Source organism: Streptomyces sp. NPDC050619, assembly GCF_040654815.1.
Taxonomy (GTDB): Bacteria; Actinomycetota; Actinomycetes; order Streptomycetales; family Streptomycetaceae; genus Streptomyces.
The window spans coordinates 79,803-100,526 of sequence record NZ_JBFAIR010000023.1; the positions used below are offsets into that span (position 1 = coordinate 79,803).

The following is a 20,724-nucleotide window of genomic DNA, read 5'->3' on the forward strand; positions in this document are numbered from 1 at the left end:
AAAACCGGGACATCACTGTCGTCCACCTCATGCGGCACGGCGAGGTCGCCAACCCCGACGGCGTCCTCTACGGCCGTCTCGCGGGCTACCACCTCTCCGAGCTCGGCCGGCAGATGGCCGACCGGGTCGCCGAGCACCTCGCCTCCCGCGACATCGCCTACGTCTGCGCCTCCCCGCTGGAGCGGGCCCAGGAGACGGCGACCCCGATCGCCAAGGTGCACGGCCTGGACATCGCCGCCGACGAGCGGCTCATCGAGGCCGGGAACGTCTTCCAGGGCAGGACGTTCGGGGTCGGGGACGGCGCGATGCGGCGGCCCGAGAACTGGAAGCATCTGGTCAACCCGTTCAAGCCGTCCTGGGGCGAGCCGTACGTCGACCAGGTCGTCCGCATGAAGGGGGCGCTCGACGCCGCCAAGGACCGGGCGCGGGGGCACGAGGCCGTGCTCGTCAGCCATCAGCTGCCGATCTGGATCGTGCGGTCGTACGTCGAGAAGCGGCGGCTGTGGCACGACCCGCGCAAGCGGCAGTGCACGCTCGCCTCGCTGACGACCTTCACGTACCAGGGCGACAGGATCGTTTCCGTCGGCTACACCGAGCCGGCCCGCGATCTGGTCCCCGCGCATCTCCTCTCCGGCGCCAGGCCGGTGAAGGGGAAGGGTAAGGCCTTCGGCGCCTGAGCGCAGATCCTTCGGCTCTTGTGACGTCCTCGTGACATTCGTTGCGAAATCTGTGCGAGCGAGAGAAAACCTTTCTGTTCGTCACGTCCTCTGACTGGGTGACCACCAGCAGGACGTGATGAACGGGGAATGCGATGCGCACTCTCACTCGCAGGGGAGCACTCGGACTCGGCGCGGGGGCCGTGGCCGCAGCGGGACTCGCGGGATGCGGCACCCCCACGGAGTCGGACGGGCCGAGCCGAACCCGAGGTTCCGGAGGTGAGGGCACGAGCAGCCCCAAGCCCACCGCCCGGCCCATCGGCGACGGCTCCACCTCCTTCACCGGCAAGCAGCCCCACCAGCCCGGCAAGCCCGAGCCGTTGGAGCCGGGCCAGACCCCGCCGCAGTTCGTGGTCTTCTCCTGGGACGGCGCCGGCGAGGTCGGCAACGGACTCTTCCCGCGCTTCCTCGAGCTCGCCAAGGAGCACGACGCGCACATGACCTTCTTCCTCTCCGGGTTGTACCTGCTGCCCGAGTCGAAGAAGCGCCTGTACGACCCGCCGAACAACCGGCGCGGCGCCTCCGACATCGGCTACCTCACCGACGAGCACGTCAAGGCGACCCTGACGAACGTCCGCAGCGCCTGGCTCGACGGCCATGAGATCGGCACCCACTTCAACGGCCACTTCTGCTCCGGCAGCGGCACCGTCGCCAACTGGACGCCGCAGCAGTGGCGGAGCGAGATCGACCAGGCCAAGTCCTTCGTCAAGGAGTGGCGGACCAACACCGGGTGGAGGGACCTGCCGTCCCTGCCCTTCGACTACGACAAGGAACTCGTCGGCGGCCGCACCCCCTGCCTCCTCGGCCAGGACAACCTGCTGCCCACCGCCCGCGAACTCGGCTGGCGCTACGACGCCTCCTCGCCCGGCGGCCGTCAGGTCTGGCCGCAGAAGCGGGCGGGCATCTGGGACCTGCCGTTGCAGGCGATACCTTTCCCCGGCCGCGGCTTCGAGGTCCTCTCGATGGACTACAACATGCTCGCCAACCAGTCGATCAACTCCACCAACGCGCCCGCCCACAACTACCCGGCCTGGCGCGAGCAGTCCGCCGGGTCCTACATAGCGGGCTTCAAGCGGGCATACGAGACAAACCGCGCCCCCTTCTTCGTCGGCAACCACTTCGAGCAGTGGAACGGCGGCATCTACATGGACGCCGTCGAGGAGGCGCTGAAGCACATCGGGCGCGAGAAGGAGAAGGGCGCGGACATCCGGCTCGTTTCCTTCCGGCAGTTCGTGGACTGGCTGGACGTACAGAAGCCAGAAGTGCTCGAACAGCTGCGGACGCTGGACGTCGGGCAGCAGCCGGCCGGTGGCTGGAAATCCTTCCTGAAGGGCACCCCCACGGCCTCCTCCACCGCCTCCTCCACGGCCTCCGCGAACGCCGCCTGAAATGCGGGTTTCCGCCCACAAGGGGGGTGCGCAAGATCCCCAGAACGGGCATGCGAAACTTTTCACATGAGTGCCGCCAGCCGCGCACCCCTGCGCTCGAATCGCACCAACCGCCCGGTCCGTCCCCTCCGTCCGAAGAGCACGGCCCGTAGCCGCGCCGTCCTGCTGACCGCAGGTGTCGCGGCGGCCGCGCTGACGCTCTCCGCGTGCAGCTCCGGCGGTACCTCGGGCGGCGGCGGCAACACCAACTTCGTCACGGGCGCCGACGGCGTCGCCACCGTCGACAAGGGCGGGCGGGCCGACGCCCCCGACCTGTCCGGCAAGACCGTCGACGGCAAGCAGTTGGACGTCGCCGACTACAAGGGCAAGATCGTCGTCCTCAACATCTGGGGCTCCTGGTGCCCGCCCTGCCGGGCCGAGGCGAAGAACCTCGAGACGGTCTACCAGGACGTCAAGGACCAGGGCGTCCAGTTCGTCGGCATCAACACCCGTGACGCCAGCACCGGTCCGGCCAAGGCCTTCGAGAAGGAGTACGGCGTCAGCTACCCGAGCCTGTTCGACCCGACGGGCAAGCTGATGCTCCGCTTCAAGAAGGGCACGCTCAACCCGCAGGCCATCCCGTCCACGCTCATCATCGACCGGGACGGGAAGATCGCCGCGCGCACGCTCCAGGCGCTCAGCGAGGACAAGCTGCGCAGCATGCTCAAGCCGGTCCTCGCGGAGAAGTGACGTGACCGGGGTGTCATCGTTCGCCGCCACCGGAGTGTCCACACTCGCCGCGACGGGCTACAACAACACGGTGCTCAACGGCGCCCTGCTGGTGGCCCTGCCCATCGCGCTGCTCGGCGGCCTCGTCTCCTTCTTCTCCCCGTGCGTCCTCCCCCTCGTCCCCGGCTATCTGTCGTACGTCACCGGCGTCACCGGCACCGACCTGGGCGAGGCCCGGCGTGGCCGGATGGTCGCCGGTGCCTCCCTCTTCGTGCTGGGCTTCACCGCCGTGTTCGTCTCCAGCGGGGCCCTGTTCGGGTACTTCGGCGACACGCTCCAGGAGCACCGGAACATCACGTCCAAGGTGCTGGGCGTCTTCATGATCCTCATGGGTGTCTTCTTCATGGGGCTGATGCCCTGGATGACCCAGCGGGAGTTCCGCCTGCACAAGCGGCCCATGACCGGGCTGGCCGGCGCCCCCGTCGTCGGCGCGCTGTTCGGCATCGGCTGGACGCCGTGCATCGGCCCGACCCTCTCCTCCGTGCTGATCCTCTCCTCGGACCAGGGCAGCGCGGGCCGCGGGGCCGTACTGACCGTCGCCTACTGCCTCGGCCTCGGCATCCCCTTCGTCCTTGCCGCGGTCGCCTTCCGCAAGGCCCTCGGGGCCTTCGGCTGGGTCAAGCGGCACTATGTCTGGGTCATGCGGATCGGCGGCGGCATGATGATCGTGACCGGGCTGCTGCTGCTGACCGGCGCGTGGGACAGCATCGTGCAGGACATGCAGACCTGGTCCAACGGCTTCACTGTGGGGATCTGATCGATGAGCAAGACGACAACCGACACCACTGCGGAGCGGACCGACGACCAGGACCTGAGCGCCGCGAGCTCCCAGCTGTCCACCGCGCCCCAGGAGGACGCCCCCAACCTGCCCTCCATGGGCGTCATCGGCTGGGTCCGCTGGTTCTGGCGCCAGCTCACCTCCATGCGGGTCGCGCTGCTGCTGCTCCTGCTGCTGTCCCTCGGCGCGATCCCCGGCTCGCTGATCCCGCAGTCCGGGACCGACGCCACGAAGGTCGCCGACTTCCAGAAGAACCACCCCACCCTCGGCGAGGTCTACGACAAGCTCGGCCTCTTCCACGTCTACAGCTCGGTGTGGTTCTCGGCGATCTACATCCTGCTGTTCATCTCCCTCATCGGCTGCATCGTGCCCCGCAGCTGGCAGTTCGTGGGCCAGCTGCGCGGCCGTCCGCCGGGCGCCCCCCGGCGCCTGAACCGGCTGCCCGCCTACACCACCTGGCGCACCGGGGCCGAGCCCGAGGAGGTCCGCGAGGCCGCGCTCGCCCTGCTGAAGAAGCGCCGCTTCCGCGCCCACCTCGCCGGTGACGCCGTCGCCGCCGAGAAGGGCTATCTGCGGGAGGGCGGCAACCTCGCCTTCCACATCGCGCTGGTGGTGATGCTCATCGCCTTCGCCTGGGGCCAGCTCTTCAAGTCCGAGGGCGACAAGCTGATCCTGGAGGGCGGCGGCTTCGCCAACACCCTCACGCAGTACGACGACTTCAAGTCCGGCACCCTCTTCACGCAGGACGACCTGGACCCGTTCAGCTTCACCCTGGACAACTTCACGGGCACCTACGAGACGTCCGGCCCGAACCGGGGCACCCCCCGCCTCTACCAGGCGACCGTCGACTACAGCGTCGGCGCCTACGGCAAGGACGAGAAGGCCACCATCAAGGTCAACGAGCCGTTGCAGGTCGGCGACTCGAAGGTCTACCTCGTCAGCCACGGCTACGCGCCCATCCTCACCATCCGGGACGCCAAGGGCGACGTCGTCATGGACCACGAGGCCACGCCGCTGCTGCCGCTCGACTCCAACGTCACCTCCACCGGTGCGGTCAAGGTCATGGACGGCTACCGCAACGCCAAGGACCAGAAGGAACAGCTCGGCTTCCAGGCCTCCTTCCTGCCGACGTACGGAGGAAAGGGCTCCGCGGTGGTCTCGCAGTTCCCGGCGCTGCTGAACCCGATCCTGAACCTGGAGGCGTATCACGGCGACCTCGGTGTCGACGCGGGCATCCCGCAGAGCGTGTACCAGCTCGACAAGACCAACCTGAAGGGGTTCAAGGACGCCAAGGGCGCGCAGTTCAGGGCGAATCTCAAGCCCGGCGAGACCATGAACCTCCCGAACGGCGCCGGCTCGGTCACCTTCAACGGCATCAAGGAATGGGCCGGCTTCCAGGTCACCCGCCAGCCCGGCAGCGGCTGGGCGCTCGGCGGAGCGATCACCGCGATCTTCGGTCTGGCCGGCTCCCTGTTCATCCAGCGCCGCCGCGTGTGGGTGCGGGCCGCCAAGGGCGCCGACGGCGTCACCGTCGTCGAGATGGCCGGCCTCGGCCGCAGCGAGTCCGCCAAGGTGCCCGAGGAACTCGGCAACCTCGCCGGAATCCTGTACGACAAGGCACCGGGCGCCCCCGATCCAGAAGCCTCCCCCGGGGACACCCCCACCCCCGCCTCCACCCCCGAACACCCAGTCGTACCTGCCGAAGGGGCTGAGAAATGACTCTCGCCGCCGCAACCGACCTCACCCACGCGACGAACCTGGCCGTCGCGACCAACGAAGGCCTCGCGAACCTCAGCAACACGCTGATCTACTCCGCGATGGCCGTCTACACCCTGGCCTTCTTCGCCTACATCATGGAATGGATCTTCGGCAGCCGCAGCAAGATCGGCCGCACGGCCGCCGCGCTCACGGGTACCGAGGCCAAGGCGAAGGCTCCGGCCGTCACCGTGCAGAAGGGCGGCGCCACCGCCGTACTGGAGCGGCCGCAGGTCGTCGTGCGGGCCGCGTCCGGGTCGCGTGACGTGCCCGACGGGCCCGGGGCCCACGGTGGGGATGCGCAGGGTGACCTCTACGGCCGGATCGCCGTGTCCCTCACCGTGCTCGCGTTCCTGGTCCAGCTGGGCGGGGTGATCGCTCGCGCGGCCTCCGTGGAGCGGGCGCCGTGGGGCAACATGTACGAGTTCAACATCACCTTCTCCACCGTGGCCGTCGCCGTGTACCTCACGCTGCTCGCGCTGAAGAAGAACGTGCGCTGGCTCGGGCTGTTCCTGATCACGACGGTCCTCCTTGATCTCGGCATCGCCGTCACGGTCCTGTACACCGCCAGCGACCAGCTGGTTCCCGCCCTGCACTCGTACTGGCTGTACATCCACGTCTCGACCGCGATCCTGTGCGGCGCGGTCTTCTACGTCGGCGCCGTCAGCACGATCCTCTACCTGTTCAAGGACTCCTACGAGAACAAGCTGGCCACCGGCGGGAAGCCGGGCCAGTTCGCCACCTCGTTCCTGGAGCGGCTGCCCGCCTCCGCGAGCCTCGACAAGTTCTCCTACCGCGTCAACGCGGCCGTCTTCCCCCTGTGGACGTTCACGATCATCGCGGGCGCGATCTGGGCGGGCGACGCCTGGGGCCGCTACTGGGGCTGGGACCCCAAGGAGACCTGGGCGTTCATCACCTGGGTCGCCTACGCCTGCTACCTGCACGCCCGCGCCACGGCCGGCTGGAAGGGCCGCAAGGCCGCCTACCTGGCCCTGATCGCCTTCGGCTGCTGGCTGTTCAACTACTACGGCGTGAACATCTTCGTCTCAGGCAGGCACTCGTACGCGGGCGTGTAACCGCTCCCGCAGCCTCAAGGCCGGTTCCTGTGACCTGAGTCACGGGAACCGGCCTTCGCCGTACGGACAGGTAGAGGGCGTGGATACGCACGGGGGAGTGGGCACTCGCCGAGGACGTCGTCTCGCTGACCTTCCTGGACGCCTGGCGGCTGCGCGAGAAGCTCGACGAGGAGGGCGGCTCCGTGCGGCCCTGGCTGCTCGGGATCGCCACCAACGTCCTGCTCCCCCACTCTCGGCTTCGCTCGAGCGAGGGGGACCCCCATCACCCGTGGTCGGGGCTGGACTACCGGGCCGCCGCCGAGGCGCTCGGGGTGCCGGTGGGGACCGTACGGTCGTGACTCTCGCGAGCGCGAACAAAGCTCGCAGGCCCGGCGCGGGTTGCCGCGCCCCGTGCGCCCCGTGCTCGTCGCGGCCGAGGTCGCCGCCGTGGCGATCAGCCTTCTGCCGTCCGACGGGGACGCCTCCACCCCACCCGCCGCCACCCCCTCCCCGGGCGTCGCCCGGCCCAAGGGCGCGTGGGGCATCCTGGAGCGCGCCGTCGTCGACAAGCCGGGCGCGAGCGTAACGGCGTGCACAACCCGGGGCCAGGAGTCAGGCTGGTGTCATGACCGGTTCGATAGAACAGGCCACCAGCCGGACCCACGGGAACACGCACGTCCTGCACTTCCTGGTGCGGTTCCCGAGGCCCATGGAGGCGGTCTGGCCCGCGTTCTCCACCCCGGAGGGGCTCGGGGCCTGGTGCACGCCGGCCGAGGTTCTTCAACCCCATCTCGGCGGCGCGGTCACTCTGCGTGACTTCGGGTCCGGGCAGGTGACCGCGTGGGACGTGGAGCGGGTCGCCGAGTACACGCTGGAGGGCGGCGGGCGGATCCGCTTCCACCTGGAGCGGGACGGGGAAGAGGGGTCCGCCCTGCGCTTCACCCACGAGTTCCGGGGGGACCGGGAGTCGGAGGCGCGCTGGCGGGCCCGCTTCGAACTGCTGATTGATTCCCTGGAAGCCGAAGACTCCGCCTAGGACGGCGGCAGGCACTCCTTGGCCGGCGGCTTCCCCTCCGGCCAGGCGATCTTCACGAAGCGGGCCGTGCCCTCGGGCGTCAGTTCCACGATCGGTACGGCCTTGTCGTACGGGTTGCCGTGGTTGTTCAGGCAGATCCAGCCGCTCGCGCCGTTCACCCGCTGCTGGGTGCCCTTCATCAGGCGCCACTCGTTGCTGACGTCCTCCAGGGCCGGAGCGGTCTTCCCCGGCGGCTTGGCCTCGCGGATGCCCTGGTAGGTCAGGCGCATGGCGTCGTACGCGATGATCAGCTGCCCGTCCTCCAGGTCGACCTTGCCGATGGGCCCCACCTTGTCGCCCCGGGCCTCGGCCACCAGGTCCAGGAGGGCCTTCGCGTCCGCGGTGGAGCCGCCGGTCGGCGCCGGGCCCTTCAGCCAGGCGTCCGGGTGGGCCAGGGCCGTGTAGCGGACGGTGAGGTTGCGCTTGAGGGCGTCCCGGTCGAGCTTCTTGTCCCCGGTGAGGTACGAGGCCTCGTCCCCGCTGAGCAGGGTGAACTTACGGTCCTGGCAGCCACGGTTGCCCAACGCGTTGATGAACTGGCGCAGTTGGGTGTGACGTCCGGCGAAGAAGATGGTGTCCGTGCTGTCGCCGGTGTCGCAGACGAGGTGGGTGATCTGCCGGAAGTCGTTGGCGGTGTTGCCCTCCTGGCTGCGGTCGTCGGGCGCGTTGAACGACCACGGCGCGTACGGCGACCCCTTCAGCAGCTTCTGGAACGAGCGCTGGAGCGTCCGCGTGTACGGGTCGCCCTTCTCGTCGTACACCAGCACCGCCTGGTCGGCGCTGAAGGAGACCGCCTGGTCCTTGGCGAAGGAGGCCAGCGCGCGGGCCTCGTCGGAGTTGGTGGGGGCGACCCGGGCGAGCCCCGGGAAGGGGTTCTTGCCGCTTAGCCCGTTGGCGAGGTCGTCGGCGGTGATGGAGGTGCCGACCACCGCGATACCGCGGGCGGTGAGCGCGGCGACGGCCTTCTTGTTGTTCGCGGTGCTCAGCCCGACCCCGGTGACCGCCCGCAGCCGGTCCTTGCCCTTCGTCATCCGCTCCAGCTGGTCGACCGTGTGCTCCCAATGGGCGCCGGTGGCCCCCGGGTTGGCGAGCACCAGCCGGATCGCCGGTACGGCGCCGTTGGAGTTGTGGTTGGCCTGGTACTGCGCCAGATACGCGCCCTGCAACTCGTGCAGCACGTCTCCGAGGTTGTCGGGGTCGGTCGCGGTGAACGGCTCCAGCATGGCGACGGTGACATAACCGCCCTCGATGGACTTGTTCTCGCGGTCGATCGCCCGTACCACCTCCCTCAGCTGGGGCCGGTCGAAGTAGTAGCCCGTGGCCGACACGCCCACGCACTCGTCGCTGCCCTCGGGCATGACGACACCGGGGGCGCAGGAGCGGTCGTCCTGGAGCAGCGTCCGGACGGCGAGGACCAGCCCGGCCACGACCGCGGCGGCCACCAGCAGGGCCAGATAGCGGCGCAGCGGTATCTCCCAGACGCCCTCGCGTAACCGTGTGCCGAAGCCGCGGCCTGAACCTCTGCCTGAGCCGCTGCCCGAACGTCGCCCTGCCATCACGCCTCCCCGTCCCCGTTCACGTCGTCCCCGTCCCCGTCCCCGTCCCCGTCCTCAAGCACCCGCAACGCCCGCCCCGCGAGCGCGTCCTCGGGCCAGTCCCGCGAGGCCCGCCACAGCAGCGCGTTGCCCGCCGGCCGCAGGTTGGACAGCTGCTCCAGTTCGAACCGCAGCCGGTCGCACACCTTCGGGTCGGGCAGCGCGAGCGGGTCGGTCAGCTGCCACACCGCGTGCAGCAGCCGTCGTACGCGCAGGTGCAGTACGGCGTCCACGCCGTCCGGCACGTCCTGCGCGGCGTCCGTCCGGCCGAGCGCGACCGCCGCCCGCCGGTCGGCCCGCCCCGCGAAGTCGTGGCCCTCGGCGTCGTGCGCGTGGAAATAGGGTGCCGAGGCGATGAAGCGCAGCGACCGCAGCCAGGTGCGGGGGTCCAGGGTGAGGAAGGTGTCGCGCAGATACGCCACCGCCGACTCGGCGCCGCCCAGGGCGAGTTCGTGGTGCAGCCGGTAGCGGGCGCGGGCCGGGTCGTCGTCCTCGGCGAGCGGCGCGTAGTACCGGATGAGCGTCTCGTGCGCCTCGCGCCACTGCCGGTGATCGGCGTCCCGGTGATGCAGCCGCAGCAACAGCAGGGTCCGTACGAACGCGTCGCCCACGAACCGGCCCGGCACCTCGGGCAGCCCCTCCCGCACGAGCCGGCTCTGCAGAGCCCGTACGTCCGCCGGGCCGAAGTCGTCCGGGAGGAGCGCCTCGGCGAGCGCGCGGGCCGAGTCGTGGTCGTGGGCGGCGGCCAGGACTGTCAGCTCGTCCAGCCGGTCGGCGGGGACCAGCCGGTCGAGGAGTTCGAGGTAGGCGGGCCGCCCGTCGCGGTCCTCCTGAAGCCGTACGTCAGCGGTCAGCAGCTCCCCGAGGGAGGCGGCGGCGGGCAGGTTCTGCGCGGCGGAGTCGGCGAGCAGGACCACGCCCAGCGGATTCCCCCCGGTCAACCGGTGGGTGGCGTACGGCAGTTGGGGCGGCACCGGGACATCGGCGCAGACGGCGCCCACCAGGTGCAGGGTGTCGTCGGGGCTCAGCGGCGGCAGCGACACCAGCAGCGCCCGGGAGGACGGCGCCGCCGGATCGGGCGTCCAGTCGCTGCGCCGCGCCACCTCGGGCAGCGCCCGCCGTACGGCATTGCGCAGGGCCGAGGGGCTGTCGCCGCGCAGCGCGCCGACGAAGACGACCTGGTCGGCGATCCCTTCGGAGCGGTCGCGCAGGACGGCGTCGACGAGCCCCGGGCCGGGCGCGGACTGCGCGTTGTCGACGAGGACGAGCGGTCGCCCCAGCCGCCGCATGCGCGGCAGCACGCCCGCGTAGGCGTCGGTCAGGTCGGCGAGCAGCGCCCGGACGAGATACCGCTCGGCGTGCTCCCGGGAGGTGCCGCCGGCCCGGAAGTGCCCGGAGAGCAGGATCAGCCCGCGCCGGGCGTGGCCGGCCGCGTTCGGGTAGTCGCGCCACCAGGTGGCGGCCCGCTGGTGGCGCCGGCTGACGAAACTGTCGGAGAAGGACTCCAGGGTCGCCTCGATCGCCGACGACACCAGCGGCCCGGTGCCGCTCACCGCCGCGACGACATTGGCGGCGACCCGGCCCGCCATCCGCCCCGCCATCCCCGCGACCCACGAACCGCTCTCGTTCAGCAGCAGGATCCGCTCCACCTCGCGCCGGATGCGCTCGGAGTCGGCGTCGTCCCAGCCGCCCGCGGCGACCGCGACCAGGCCCGACATCAAGCGTGGAAACGTGATCCGCCCGGCCCCGGTCACCGGCTCCGCGAGCTGCTCGGCGACCACCAGCAGCGCCTGCGACACCGGCGACCAGGCCTCGCGGGGCCGCCCGCCGGAGGGCCCCGCGAACTGCCCGTCCGCACAGTCGATCAACGCGACGGGCGTGTGCCCCTTGTACGCCTCCCGTAACTCCCCGAGCACCGCGCTCTTGCCCAGCCCGCGCCCGCCGGTGAGCAGGACGAAGGGCAGCTCGGCGCGATGCTCGGTGGGCGTGGCCCGGTGCTGATGCGGCCGCAGCCCCACCAGCCGCGGTGCGAGACCGGCCGGATCCGTGTCGAACAGTGCGCCGCGCCCGTGCAGTGGTCTGCCCACGTCTCTCCCCCCGGAGCCTCCAACACCAGAGTAAAGAGAGGGTGTTGATACGGGCCAGAGCGCGTGGTGTCCGTTGTGTTACGAAAGTCTCGACACCTCAGCCGACCGTGATCGAATCGAGTTTCTCGCGCAGGTACGCGTGGGAGTCGACGGGCTCGTACGCCACCCGCCCCACCGGCGCCGGCACCGACTCCACCCGCGTGCCCGGAGTGCACTCGCCGAAGTAGACCAGCGACATCAGCTCCTCGGCGGGGACGTCGGCCGGCGGCGGCAGCACCCGGTGACGGCCCGAGCGCCACCGGTCACCCGTCCAACGGGCCATCAGATCACCGATGTTGATGGTGAACGCGGCCGGGTCGTAGGGCGCGTCCTCCCAGCCGCCCTCGTCCGTCCAGACCTGGAGGCCGCCCTTGCCGGCCTGCCGGTCGAGGATCGTGACCGTGCCGAAGTCGGTGTGCGGGCCGATGCGGAACTGGCCCGGCTGCGGCTCCCCGACGACCTCCGTGCCCGGGTACCAGTTGATGTTGAAGCCGTAGGTCGGATGGTCCATGTGCTTCGAGAAGAAGTCGGCGTCGAGCCCGAGTGCCTCGCCGAGCAGGGACAGCAGCTCCTTCTCCAGGTCGGCCATCCGCGCCAGGTACTCCTCGCAGAGGTCCCGGAGCTCGGGCATCTCCGCGGGCCAGACATTGGGCGCGGCCCACTCCGCGTCGACCACGGGGTCCTCGAAGTGCTCGTGCGTGGCGAACGTCAGCGACTCCTTCAGGTCCGGCGGGGTCTCGGTCCCCTCCGAGTAGCCGTTGGCCTCCGCACCCGGCCCGAGCCAGCCGCGCCCGCCGACCTTCGCGGCGTACGGCTGCTTGGTCTCGGCGGGCAGCGCGAAGAAGGCGCGGGCGGCCTCGCGGATGCGGGCGCGCAGCGACGGGTCCACCCCGTGCCCGGTGACCAGCAGGAACCCGGCGGTCTGGAGGGCGTCGTCGACGGTGCGGGCGATGCCGGCGCGGGTGTCCGGGTCACCGTCCAGCCAGGGCTTCAGGTCGATCGTGGGAATGCGGGGGTTACTCACCGATGTCCTCGTTCCACAGTGCCGGGTTCTTCTCGATGAAGTCGCGCATCATCTCGACGCACTCGGGATCGTCGAGCAGCACGATCTCCACCCCGTGCTCCGCAAGCCAGTCGTGCCCGCCGTGGAAGGTGTCCGCCTCCCCGACGACGACCCGCGAGATGCCGAACTGGCGGACCAGTCCGGAGCAGTACCAGCACGGCGAGAGGGTGGTCACCATCGTCGTACCGCGATAGGACCGCTGCCGTCCCGCAGCCCGGAAGGCGGCCGTCTCCGCGTGCATGGACGGGTCGTCGTCCTGGACGCGGAGGTTGTGGCCGCGGCCGAGGAGGGTGCCGTCGGCGCCGTAGAGCGCGGCGCCGATCGGGATGCCGCCCTCGGCGAGCCCGGAGCGGGCCTCCTCGACGGCGGTCGCGAGCCACCCGCGTGCCGTAGCCTGATCGATGGGGTCCATGCCTTCACTCTCCTGTGGGCGAAACACGAGGGCAACGTGCGGAAAGTACTCTCCGGGCAGCCCACAGCCGGACGAACTGTCTACGCCCAGGAGGTTCCCGTGCCCGCACTCACCCTCCGTGAAGTCCTGGACCTCGACCCCGTGCGGGCCGCCGAGCCCGAGCTGCTGGCGGGGGCCGACGCCCTGGACCGCCCCGTCCGCTGGGTGCACTCCAGCGAGGTCTACGAGGGCGCGAACTTCCTCGACGGCGGGGAACTGCTCCTGACCAACGGCTTCGGTCTGACGGACGCCGAGGAGCCGGTCCGGCGGCGGTACGTGCGGGAGCTGGCGGCGCGGGACGCGGCCGGGCTCGCGGTGGAGGTGGGGCGGTCGCTGCCGTCCATGCCGGACGAGGTGACCGACGAGGCCCGCCGCCTGGGGCTTCCTCTCCTGGCCCTGCACCGGGTCGTGCCCTTCGTCCGGATCACGGAGGCCGCCAACCGGGCGATCGTGGCGCGGGGCCTGTCGGGACGTTCCGTCGTACGGCCCTGGGGCGGTGACCATACGGCCGCGCTGCTGGCGGACCTGGCGGACCGGGCGGCGCTGAACCAGCCGGAGGTGGAGGCGAGGTCGGCGCTGGCGGGCTTCCACCCGGGCCCCGGGGCACGCCTGATCGGAGTGTCCCTGCACGGCACCCGGGACGCGAGCACGGTCGACCGAGCGGTACGGCTGCTGGGCGGCGCGGGCGTGCTGCGGGCCGCGTTCCCGGGGGACGTACTCGCACTGCTGGCACTGGCCGCCGCCCGGCCCGGTGATCCCGTACGCGCGGTCCAGGAAGCCTTCCGTACGGCCGCTGAGGCCGGGGCGACGGTGGCGGTCGGGCACGCCGTCGCCGCCGACAGCGGCTGGCTGCGCTGGAGCGACACCTTGCGCGCGGCCCGTACGGCACTGGAACTGGCGCTGACGGTCCCGGCCGCGGAACCGGGCCCGGCGGACGGCCCGCTGGTGACGTCGTCTCGTGCTCTGGCCCTGGAACGGGAGCTGACCCGGGGCGGCGTGGACGCCAACCGGGAGCGCCTCGCGGGCCTGGTCCAGCACGCGCTGGGCCCGCTGCTGGCCTGGGAGGCGGCCCACCCAAGCGACCTCGTCCGCACCCTGGAGGTCCACCTCCGCAACGGCTGCTCACCCACCCGCACGGCCGCCCTGCTGCACATCGGCCGCCAGTCGCTCTACCAGCGCCTGGAGCGGATCGAGTCCCTCCTCGGCCTGGAGATCGGCGATCCGGACCTGCTGGGGGAGCTGCTGGCGGCGGCGTGCGCGCACCGGGTGGTGCGGGGGATGGGCGAGTCGGCGGGGGTGCGGTTGCGGACGGTGGCCTGACGTCGGCGTCAGCGGAGCGTGACCTGGCTCGGCCCGTTGAAGGGCGCGTAACACGTCACGGTCCGCGGGGTGCGCAGGATGTCGTCCTGAGCGAACAGCTGCCGCACCGCCTCGAAGGACACCTCGCCGCAGACGACGGGGGCGACACGGTCGTAGAACGCACGGGACGACTCCGGCAGCGGCTCCCCGGGCTCGCCCTCGTCCTCTCCCCATACGTCCCACAGGAGCGTCTCCACCTTGTTGAGGGCGGCGAGGTCGAGCCGGATGTTGCCCGCGACGAACCGTTCGCCGTGGAACGGCCCTTCCTCCGGCGGATGCAGCCCGAAGGTCTTCTCGTCGGCTCCGTGTTCGCGGATCGCCCGCCAGGCCTCGCCCGCGACCAGGAAGCGGTCGCGCGGTACGTCCATCGGGTCGAAGTCCACCGGCCAGTTGGCGGTGATGACCGGGTCGGCCAGCTGGGCGTCGGCCAGCAGCCAGCCCCGCTCCTCGTCCCAGTACTCGGTGACCACGTGGTCACCGTGGAAGCCCGTGGAGGCGAAGTAGTCGGCGAAGCCGGAACGCAGGCGGGCCGGGATGCCGGCCTGGCGCAGGAGAGAACAGTGCAGCAGGGTGAAGTCGCGGCAGGTCCCGACGAAGCGGTCGCCGGGTGCACGCCGCACGGACAGCGGGGCGTCGTTCCGCTCGACGAGGATCCGCAGGATGTCATCGACGTAGCGGGACTCCGCGTCGTTGTGGAGGCGGTCGGTCGGGTGGGTGTGGCCGAAGAGGTCGCCCTCGACCCGGTGGATCAGCAAGTCCCGCGATATACGGGCGAGTTGGGCGGGTTCCTGCGGCAGGCCGGCGTAGTGGCGGGCGAGGTCGCCCGGGTCGGAGAACGTGCTCTGGGTGGCGTAGAAGACCAGGGCTTCTGGGGTCTCGGGCATGACTGGACCGTGTCAGAATTCCCCGCAAAATGTCCAGAAGTCCGGTCGGGCAACCCTGGTAACAGGTCAAGTAACCTGTGCCGACCACCGCCGCTCCAGCGGCAGTTGGGCCCCGGCAGAAGGAAGAACGGTCATGGTTGCTGCTCCGGTCATGGAGGAGCTGCGGGAGGTCTGCCAGCCGCAGGCGAAGCTGGCGAGCCGCAACGGCGAGCACTGGGCGGGCCGGCTGTACATGCGGCGCGTCTCGCTGCGCTTCACCCGGCAGTTGGTGCGCACGCCCATCACGCCCGACCAGCTGACCTGGACGATGGTGGTGTGCGGGGTCGCCTCCGGGGCCGCGCTGATGATCCCGGGCCTGACCGGCGCCGTACTCGCGGTCATCCTCATGCAGCTCTTCCTGCTGTTCGACTGCGTGGACGGCGAGGTCGCCCGCTGGAAGGGGCAGAACAGCGCGTCCGGCATCTACGTCGACCGCCTCGGCGCCTACCTGGCGGACGCGGCGCTGATGGCGGGCGCCGGCTACCGGGCCGCGGAGTCGGGGGTCGGGGGCTGGCTGTCGATAGGCATCGCGACCGCCCTGGGCGTGGTGTTGCTGAAGGCCTCGACCGACCTGGTGGACGTGGCCCGCGCGCGGCGCGGCCTGACGGTCGCCGACGACGAGGCGGCCCGCCCGCGCTCCCAGGGCGTGGCCACCGTGCGCAGGCTGGCCGCCTTCAAGATCCACCGCGTGACCAACGGCATCGAGGCATCCCTGGTCCTGCTGGTCGCGGCCGTCGCCGACGAAGTGACCGGCGGCATCGACTGGACCCGCTGGGCACTGGGCGCGCTGGCCGTGATCACGTGGGTGATGGTCCCGGCCCACCTGCTGTCGATCCTGTCGTCGTCGCGGCTGAAGTGAGCTGTGCGCCGAGGTAGTCGGAAAGGGCGCCCGCCCCTTCGAGCATGGCGCGCGTACGGGCCGTCAGCGCCGCCCCGCGCGCGGTGACGGCGGCCCGCAGCGCCGCACTGCTGCCCTCCCGCCGCAGCCCCTCCAGCACCGGCCGGATCTGGTCGAGGAGATAGTGGCTGCGGCGGAGCGTGTGGATGAGCCGGGCGTCGCGCACATCGGCCGGGTTGTAGACGCGGTACTTCGTCCCGCGCTCCCGCTCCGGCGCCAGCAGCCCCGCCGCCTCCCACACCCTGAGCGCGGACGTCCGTACGCCGATCAGCGCGGCCGCCTCCCCGATGCGCAGGCCCGAAGGGGGCAGCGGCGCGGGTTGCTCCCGGGCCAGCGCCTCCAAGGCCTCGCTCGCCGCCCGGAGGGACACGCGCTCCTCGTGCAGGGCGGCATGCGCGGCGTCCACGAGGGCCAGCGCGGCGGGCACGTCGGCATCGTCGTGCAGGGTCCGCATGATCCGCGTCGCCGTCGTCGGCCCGTACCCCTTGGCGAGCGAACGGTACGTCAGCAGCGCCCGCCGGTGGACATCCGTGAAGGCGCGGTAGCCGGAGTCGGTCCGCGCGGCCGGCGGAAGGACGCCGGCCTCCTCGTAGTTGCGGACCTGCTGGGTCGAGACACCGGCGAGACGAGCCAGGTCGACGGGCCTCAGGCGCTGTCGGTTCATCACGGATTTGAAGGTTAGACCACCTCCCACGACGGCCGCCCGCTCAAAAGCCTCAACAGGAGCTTCAATGAAAAACTTGAAGCCATGGATGACGACCGCACAAACGACCGCATTCACGTCAACGGCGCCCGTCTGCACAACCTCAAGAACGTCACCCTCGCGATCCCCAAGACCAAGCTGGTCGTCATGACCGGCCTGTCCGGCTCCGGCAAATCCACGCTCGCCCTGGACACGCTCCACCGGGAGAGCCACCGCCAGTACATGGAGTCGTGGGGTGTGGCCACGGCCCTCGTCAGCCGCCCCTCGGTCGACTCGATCACCGGCCTGTCGCCGTCGATCAGCGTCGACCAGCACCCCACGGGCCGCAGCCCGCGCTCCACGGTGGGCACGGTGACCGACGTCTTCACCTACCTGCGGCTGCTCTGGTCGAGGATCGGGACACGGCGGTGCTCCGGCTGCGGAGGAAGCGTTCCCCCGTCGTACTCGTACGCGTACGACGGGGGTGACGAGGAGGCGGAGGGCGAGACCGTCCCCTGCCCGCACTGCGGCACCCCCGTACCCGAGCTGGTGATGGGCTCCTTCTCCTTCAACAAGCCCGCCGGCGCCTGCCCGGCCTGCACCGGTCTCGGCGAGGTGATCCGGGCGGACGTACGACGGCTGGTCGACGGCCGGCGCTCGGTCGCCGGGGGCGCGGTACTCGGCTGGAACCCGAAGGTCACCGAGTACCAGATGCCCGTGCTGCGGGCGGCGGCCCGCCACTACGGCCTCACCTTCGACACGGAGCGACCGGTCGACGAACTGGACCGCGCCCAGCGGGACTTGCTGCTGCACGGCGTCGAAAGCCCCCAGTTCCGGCGAAGGTTCCCCGGCACCGAGCCGCCCGCGACCGTCACCGCGGGCCGGTTCGAGGGCGTGGCGACGGCGCTGATGCGGCGCTACGCCGAACGCATCGAGGACACCGAGTACCGGGAGCGGACCGAGAAGCAGGCGCTGGTGAAAGAACCCTGCGGGGAGTGCGGGGGCGCTCGGCTGCGAGCGGAGAGCCGAGCGGTCACCGTGCACGGCCTGGACATCGTCGCCGCGGCCCGTCTCCCGCTCGACGAACTCGCCGACTGGCTGGGCGGATTGCGGAAGCGGGCCACCCCGGACGAATGGCTCTTCGTGGAGCCGGTCGTCGCCGATCTCGACGAGCGGGTACGGCGGCTGGTCGACGTCGGGGTCGGCTACCTGACCCTGGAGCAGCCGACGCCGAGCCTCTCCGCGGGCGAATCGCAGCGGCTGCGTCTGGCCGCACTGCTCGGCTCGGGACTCACGGGCATGCTGTACGTCCTCGACGAGCCGACCATCGGCCTGCATCCCGCCGACACCGCCCGCCTGATCGACGTACTGCGCAGACTCCGCGACCTCGGCAACACGGTGCTGGTCATCGAGCATGACCTCGACGTGCTGCGGGCGGCGGACCACGTCGTGGACGTCGGCCCGGGCGCGGGCCGGGACGGCGGGCAGATCGTGGCGGAGGGGACACCGCAGGAGGTCGCGGCGGCCGAGACCTCGCTGACGGGGGCCTATCTGTCGGGCCGCCTGCCCGCGCCGGTGTCGGCGGGGCGCGGCGACGGCGAGCGCGCGCTGGTGATCCGGGGGGCCCGCGCCCACAACCTCAAGGACCTGACCGTACGCGTCCCGCTGCACCGCCTGGTGACGGTCACCGGCCCGTCCGGCTCGGGCAAGTCGACGCTGCTGCTGGACGTACTGGACCGGGCGGCCCGCCGGCGCTTCCACGGAGCGGCACAAGCTCCGGCCGAACACGACGCGATCGACGGCTGGGAGCACCTCGGCAAGGTCGTCACCATCGACCAGGAGCCGATCAGCCGCATCCCCCGCTCGAACGCGGCGACGTACTCGGAGGCGTTCACGCCGATCAGGGAGGCGTTCGCGGCGCGCTCGGACGGCCGTCTCACCCCCGGCCACTTCTCCTTCAACGTGGCGGGCGGGGGCAGATGCGAACGCTGCGAGGGCGCGGGTGTCCTCTCCGTGCACATGCACTTCCTGCCCGCGGTGGAGGTGCGGTGCCCGGCGTGCCGGGGCCGCCGCTTCCAGGGCGAGGTGCTGTCGGTCCGCTACGACGGTCATGACATCGCCGAGATCCTGGAGGCGACGGTCGACGAGGCGCTGACCGTGTTCAAGGACGTCCCGTCGGTGGCCTCCCGGCTGCGCCGCATGTCGGACGTGGGCCTCGGCTACCTCCCCCTGGGCCAGCCGGCGACCACCCTGTCCGGCGGAGAGGCCCAACGCCTCAAGCTCGCGAAGGAGTTGGGGAGGAGGTCGGCGACGGGCACGCTGTACCTGCTCGACGAACCGACCACAGGCCTGCACGCCGCGGACACCGCCCGCCTCCTCGCCGTACTCCAGCGCCTGGTCGACGCGGGCCACTCCGTCATCACCATCGAGCACAACCTGGACGTCATGCGTGCCTCCGACTGGCTCATCGACCTGGGGCCCGGGGGCGGCTCGGCCGGGGGCGAGCTGGTGGCGGAGGGGACACCGGAAGAGGTGGCGGCGGCAGGGGCTTCCCGGACGGGGGCATTTCTGCGCTGAAACGGTGCGCTAGCGTGGCGATCATGGGGGCCACGGGAGCCACGGCGGACTGGGACATTCGGCCGGCCTCGGCGGGTGACGTCGAGGCGGTGGCCGAATTGCGTGCCGTGGTGATGCGGGCGGATCTGGAACGGCTCGGGCGCTACGACGACCAGCGGGTACGGCAGCGGCTGCGGGACGGATTCGACCCGGCACACACCTGGGTCATCGAGGTGAGCGGCGCGTTCGCCGGCTGCGTGGCGCTGCGCCCCGCCGAGGACGCCCACTGGCTGGAGCACTTCTACCTGGACCCGCATCTCCAGGGCGGCGGTATCGGCTCGGGCGTGCTGCGCCTGCTGCTGGAGCGCTGCGACCGCGACGGCGCCCTGGTCCGCTTGAACGTCCTCCAGGGCAGTGCGGCCCGGCGCCTGTACGAGCGGCACGGGTTCACCCTGGAGACCGAGGATCCGGTGGACGTCTTCATGGTGCGCGCGCCGGGCCGGGGCAGCCCGATGCCGCTCGTCATCCATTCCGGCTGATCGGCGTTCAGGGCGGCTGGGTTGGGTAATTGGAGCGTTTGTTCCAAGCGTGGGGGGCGAATGTGCAGGTGGGGGCGGGCTGAGCTGTAACAAACGCTCCAATTGCTGGCTGCGCCGCCCCGTGCCGCCGCCGAACCCGAGATGCCCCTCAGCCACCCGCTCACCGATCGTCGCAGCCGACGCGAAGCGCCCTTTACTCAGCTCGTGGAAGCACGACACTGGCAAAGAAGCGAGTGGCCCCAACGGTCATGTCGTCAACAGGCGTTCAGCCCAGTCGGCTCACAGTCGCTCGAACACCGCGTAGTCCGCGAAGGTGCGGCGGTAGCGCAGGTGCCGGGTCTCCTGGGTGTGCCTGCGCTGCCACTCCTCGACCTCGCCCGGGGCTTGGCACCGGCCGGACGTCGCACCGCAGTCCGCCTCGTCCCCCGAGACGCAGTACGCCTCGTACTCCGGCTGCGCGGACGGGTCCTGCACGATCGCGTAGGGGACGTACCGGAAGATCCTGCTCCCGGCCGCCGGTGCGCCTCCGTGTTCCTGGCGCTGGTGCTGCCGCAGCAGTACGTTCGCGTCCGTCTCCGCGCTCCTGTCGAACCGGGCCCGCGCCTCGTTCCGTTGAGTCGCCAGTTCGTCGCACGGCGTGCAACCGGGGACCGGTACCGGCGGGCGGGGCGCGTTCTCCAGCCCTTCCCGGAAGCGGTCGTTGAGCGCCTTCACCCCCGCACTCAGCCGCTCCTGCTGCGTCGCCGCACGGATCACGGCCGGGTCCGCCTGCCACTCCCGTCCGCCGCCGATCGGCCGCAGCATCGCGTACGGGCCCGCCTTGTCCCGGTACTCGCCCACCTTGCGCGTCTGCGGGTCGTAGACGATCGTTCCCGGTTCCAGCCGCTCAACCATGTCCAACTCCCGGCACCTTTCGTAACTCTGGGTGTATTGAGCGTCGCCCACGGGAACCGCCCGTATCAACGCCTGGCGCGTGCGACTGGCTCTTTGACACGGA

Annotated in this window: 19 protein-coding genes; 12 read left to right on the top strand and 7 right to left on the bottom strand. The window is 71.1% G+C overall.

Translation table 11 applies throughout. From position 1 onward, the window contains the following. The first annotated feature begins 29 nt into the window (after window positions 1-29). The 8 genes from AB0I77_RS32540 to AB0I77_RS32575 all read left to right on the top strand — a co-directional run bounded on the left by AB0I77_RS32540 (window position 30) and on the right by AB0I77_RS32575 (window position 7,496). Entirely contained in the window at window positions 30-677 is a 648-nt protein-coding gene (locus tag AB0I77_RS32540) for a histidine phosphatase family protein (protein ID WP_363286410.1), read from the top strand. A gap of 134 nt (window positions 678-811) precedes the next feature. Then, the gene (locus AB0I77_RS32545) at window positions 812-2,104 is read left to right on the top strand and encodes a hypothetical protein (protein WP_363286312.1); all 1,293 of its coding nucleotides are present in this window, start codon (window positions 812-814) and stop codon (window positions 2,102-2,104) included. A 66-nt stretch (window positions 2,105-2,170) separates the two neighbouring features. Continuing rightward, complete coding sequence (locus AB0I77_RS32550; protein ID WP_363286313.1) at window positions 2,171-2,833, top strand: TlpA disulfide reductase family protein; 663 nt, start codon at window positions 2,171-2,173, stop codon at window positions 2,831-2,833. Window positions 2,834-2,867: 34 nt separating this feature from the next. After that, window positions 2,868-3,629: a cytochrome c biogenesis protein CcdA gene (locus tag AB0I77_RS32555; protein ID WP_363286411.1), complete on the top strand. Its 762-nt coding sequence runs from the start codon at window positions 2,868-2,870 to the stop codon at window positions 3,627-3,629. Between the two features lie 3 nt (window positions 3,630-3,632). Further along, window positions 3,633-5,369, top strand: coding sequence for a cytochrome c biogenesis protein ResB (locus tag AB0I77_RS32560; RefSeq protein WP_363286314.1), 1,737 nt, complete (start codon window positions 3,633-3,635; stop codon window positions 5,367-5,369). Continuing rightward, window positions 5,366-6,481: a c-type cytochrome biogenesis protein CcsB gene (gene ccsB / locus AB0I77_RS32565; protein WP_363286315.1), complete on the top strand. Its 1,116-nt coding sequence runs from the start codon at window positions 5,366-5,368 to the stop codon at window positions 6,479-6,481. Before AB0I77_RS32560 ends, ccsB begins: the two co-directional genes overlap by 4 nt. 83 nt (window positions 6,482-6,564) lie before the next feature. After that, a complete protein-coding gene (locus AB0I77_RS32570) occupies window positions 6,565-6,819 on the top strand; it encodes a sigma factor (RefSeq protein WP_363286412.1) in 255 nt (84 codons plus the stop codon). Between the two features lie 266 nt (window positions 6,820-7,085). Next, window positions 7,086-7,496 (top strand): SRPBCC domain-containing protein, encoded by a 411-nt coding sequence (locus AB0I77_RS32575; protein ID WP_363286316.1) that lies wholly within the window; start codon window positions 7,086-7,088, stop codon window positions 7,494-7,496. Here the strand turns inward: AB0I77_RS32575 and AB0I77_RS32580 are convergent. The 4 genes from AB0I77_RS32580 to AB0I77_RS32595 form a co-directional block, all read right to left on the bottom strand. Further along, window positions 7,493-9,091 (bottom strand): hypothetical protein, encoded by a 1,599-nt coding sequence (locus tag AB0I77_RS32580; RefSeq protein ID WP_363286317.1) that lies wholly within the window; start codon window positions 9,089-9,091, stop codon window positions 7,493-7,495. The two genes, AB0I77_RS32575 and AB0I77_RS32580, sit on opposite strands and share 4 nt — an antisense overlap. Then, a complete protein-coding gene (locus tag AB0I77_RS32585) occupies window positions 9,091-11,217 on the bottom strand; it encodes a hypothetical protein (protein WP_363286318.1) in 2,127 nt (708 codons plus the stop codon). Before AB0I77_RS32585 ends, AB0I77_RS32580 begins: the two co-directional genes overlap by 1 nt. 97 nt (window positions 11,218-11,314) lie before the next feature. Continuing rightward, window positions 11,315-12,280 (bottom strand): 2-oxoglutarate and iron-dependent oxygenase domain-containing protein, encoded by a 966-nt coding sequence (locus AB0I77_RS32590; protein WP_363286319.1) that lies wholly within the window; start codon window positions 12,278-12,280, stop codon window positions 11,315-11,317. Continuing rightward, window positions 12,273-12,731 carry a nucleoside deaminase gene (locus tag AB0I77_RS32595; protein WP_363286320.1) on the bottom strand — a complete coding sequence of 153 codons (459 nt, stop codon included), beginning with the start codon at window positions 12,729-12,731 and terminating at the stop codon, window positions 12,273-12,275. Before AB0I77_RS32595 ends, AB0I77_RS32590 begins: the two co-directional genes overlap by 8 nt. Window positions 12,732-12,830: 99 nt before the next feature. On the opposite strand from AB0I77_RS32595, the gene AB0I77_RS32600 reads away from it, so the two are divergent. After that, entirely contained in the window at window positions 12,831-14,090 is a 1,260-nt protein-coding gene (locus AB0I77_RS32600) for a PucR family transcriptional regulator (RefSeq protein WP_363286321.1), read from the top strand. An 8-nt stretch (window positions 14,091-14,098) separates the two neighbouring features. Here AB0I77_RS32600 and AB0I77_RS32605 read toward each other — a convergent pair whose 3' ends face one another. Then, window positions 14,099-15,013, bottom strand: coding sequence for a transglutaminase-like domain-containing protein (locus tag AB0I77_RS32605; RefSeq protein WP_363286322.1), 915 nt, complete (start codon window positions 15,011-15,013; stop codon window positions 14,099-14,101). Between the two features lie 133 nt (window positions 15,014-15,146). On the opposite strand from AB0I77_RS32605, the gene AB0I77_RS32610 reads away from it, so the two are divergent. Beyond that, complete coding sequence (locus tag AB0I77_RS32610; protein WP_363286323.1) at window positions 15,147-15,911, top strand: CDP-alcohol phosphatidyltransferase family protein; 765 nt, start codon at window positions 15,147-15,149, stop codon at window positions 15,909-15,911. Here AB0I77_RS32610 and AB0I77_RS32615 read toward each other — a convergent pair. Beyond that, window positions 15,850-16,617: a TioE family transcriptional regulator gene (locus tag AB0I77_RS32615; protein ID WP_363286324.1), complete on the bottom strand. Its 768-nt coding sequence runs from the start codon at window positions 16,615-16,617 to the stop codon at window positions 15,850-15,852. The two genes, AB0I77_RS32610 and AB0I77_RS32615, sit on opposite strands and share 62 nt — an antisense overlap. Window positions 16,618-16,698: 81 nt before the next feature. On the opposite strand from AB0I77_RS32615, the gene uvrA reads away from it, so the two are divergent. After that, window positions 16,699-19,209, top strand: coding sequence for an excinuclease ABC subunit UvrA (gene uvrA / locus AB0I77_RS32620; RefSeq protein WP_363286325.1), 2,511 nt, complete (start codon window positions 16,699-16,701; stop codon window positions 19,207-19,209). 23 nt (window positions 19,210-19,232) lie between these two features. Continuing rightward, window positions 19,233-19,727 (top strand): GNAT family N-acetyltransferase, encoded by a 495-nt coding sequence (locus tag AB0I77_RS32625; protein ID WP_363286326.1) that lies wholly within the window; start codon window positions 19,233-19,235, stop codon window positions 19,725-19,727. Window positions 19,728-20,006: 279 nt separating this feature from the next. On the opposite strand, the gene AB0I77_RS32630 is transcribed toward AB0I77_RS32625, so the two are convergent. Beyond that, on the bottom strand, window positions 20,007-20,621 hold the full coding sequence (locus AB0I77_RS32630; RefSeq protein ID WP_363286327.1) for a hypothetical protein: 615 nt from the start codon (window positions 20,619-20,621) through the stop codon (window positions 20,007-20,009). Window positions 20,622-20,724 lie beyond the last annotated feature (103 nt).

Bases quoted from the DNA above. Each gene is read 5' to 3' on its own strand.
- AB0I77_RS32540 (WP_363286410.1), top strand. From the start codon at position 30: ATGCGGCACGGCGAGGTCGCCAACCCCGACGGCGTCCTCTACGGCCGT.
- AB0I77_RS32545 (WP_363286312.1), top strand. From the start codon at position 812: ATGCGCACTCTCACTCGCAGGGGAGCACTCGGACTCGGCGCGGGGGCC.
- AB0I77_RS32550 (WP_363286313.1), top strand. From the start codon at position 2,171: ATGAGTGCCGCCAGCCGCGCACCCCTGCGCTCGAATCGCACCAACCGC.
- AB0I77_RS32560 (WP_363286314.1), top strand. From the start codon at position 3,633: ATGAGCAAGACGACAACCGACACCACTGCGGAGCGGACCGACGACCAG.
- ccsB (WP_363286315.1), top strand. From the start codon at position 5,366: ATGACTCTCGCCGCCGCAACCGACCTCACCCACGCGACGAACCTGGCC.
- AB0I77_RS32575 (WP_363286316.1), top strand. From the start codon at position 7,086: ATGACCGGTTCGATAGAACAGGCCACCAGCCGGACCCACGGGAACACG.
- AB0I77_RS32580 (WP_363286317.1), bottom strand. From the start codon at position 9,091: ATGGCAGGGCGACGTTCGGGCAGCGGCTCAGGCAGAGGTTCAGGCCGC.
- AB0I77_RS32595 (WP_363286320.1), bottom strand. From the start codon at position 12,731: ATGGACCCCATCGATCAGGCTACGGCACGCGGGTGGCTCGCGACCGCC.
- AB0I77_RS32605 (WP_363286322.1), bottom strand. From the start codon at position 15,013: ATGCCCGAGACCCCAGAAGCCCTGGTCTTCTACGCCACCCAGAGCACG.
- AB0I77_RS32610 (WP_363286323.1), top strand. From the start codon at position 15,147: ATGGTTGCTGCTCCGGTCATGGAGGAGCTGCGGGAGGTCTGCCAGCCG.
- uvrA (WP_363286325.1), top strand. From the start codon at position 16,699: ATGGATGACGACCGCACAAACGACCGCATTCACGTCAACGGCGCCCGT.
- AB0I77_RS32625 (WP_363286326.1), top strand. From the start codon at position 19,233: ATGGGGGCCACGGGAGCCACGGCGGACTGGGACATTCGGCCGGCCTCG.
- AB0I77_RS32630 (WP_363286327.1), bottom strand. From the start codon at position 20,621: ATGGTTGAGCGGCTGGAACCGGGAACGATCGTCTACGACCCGCAGACG.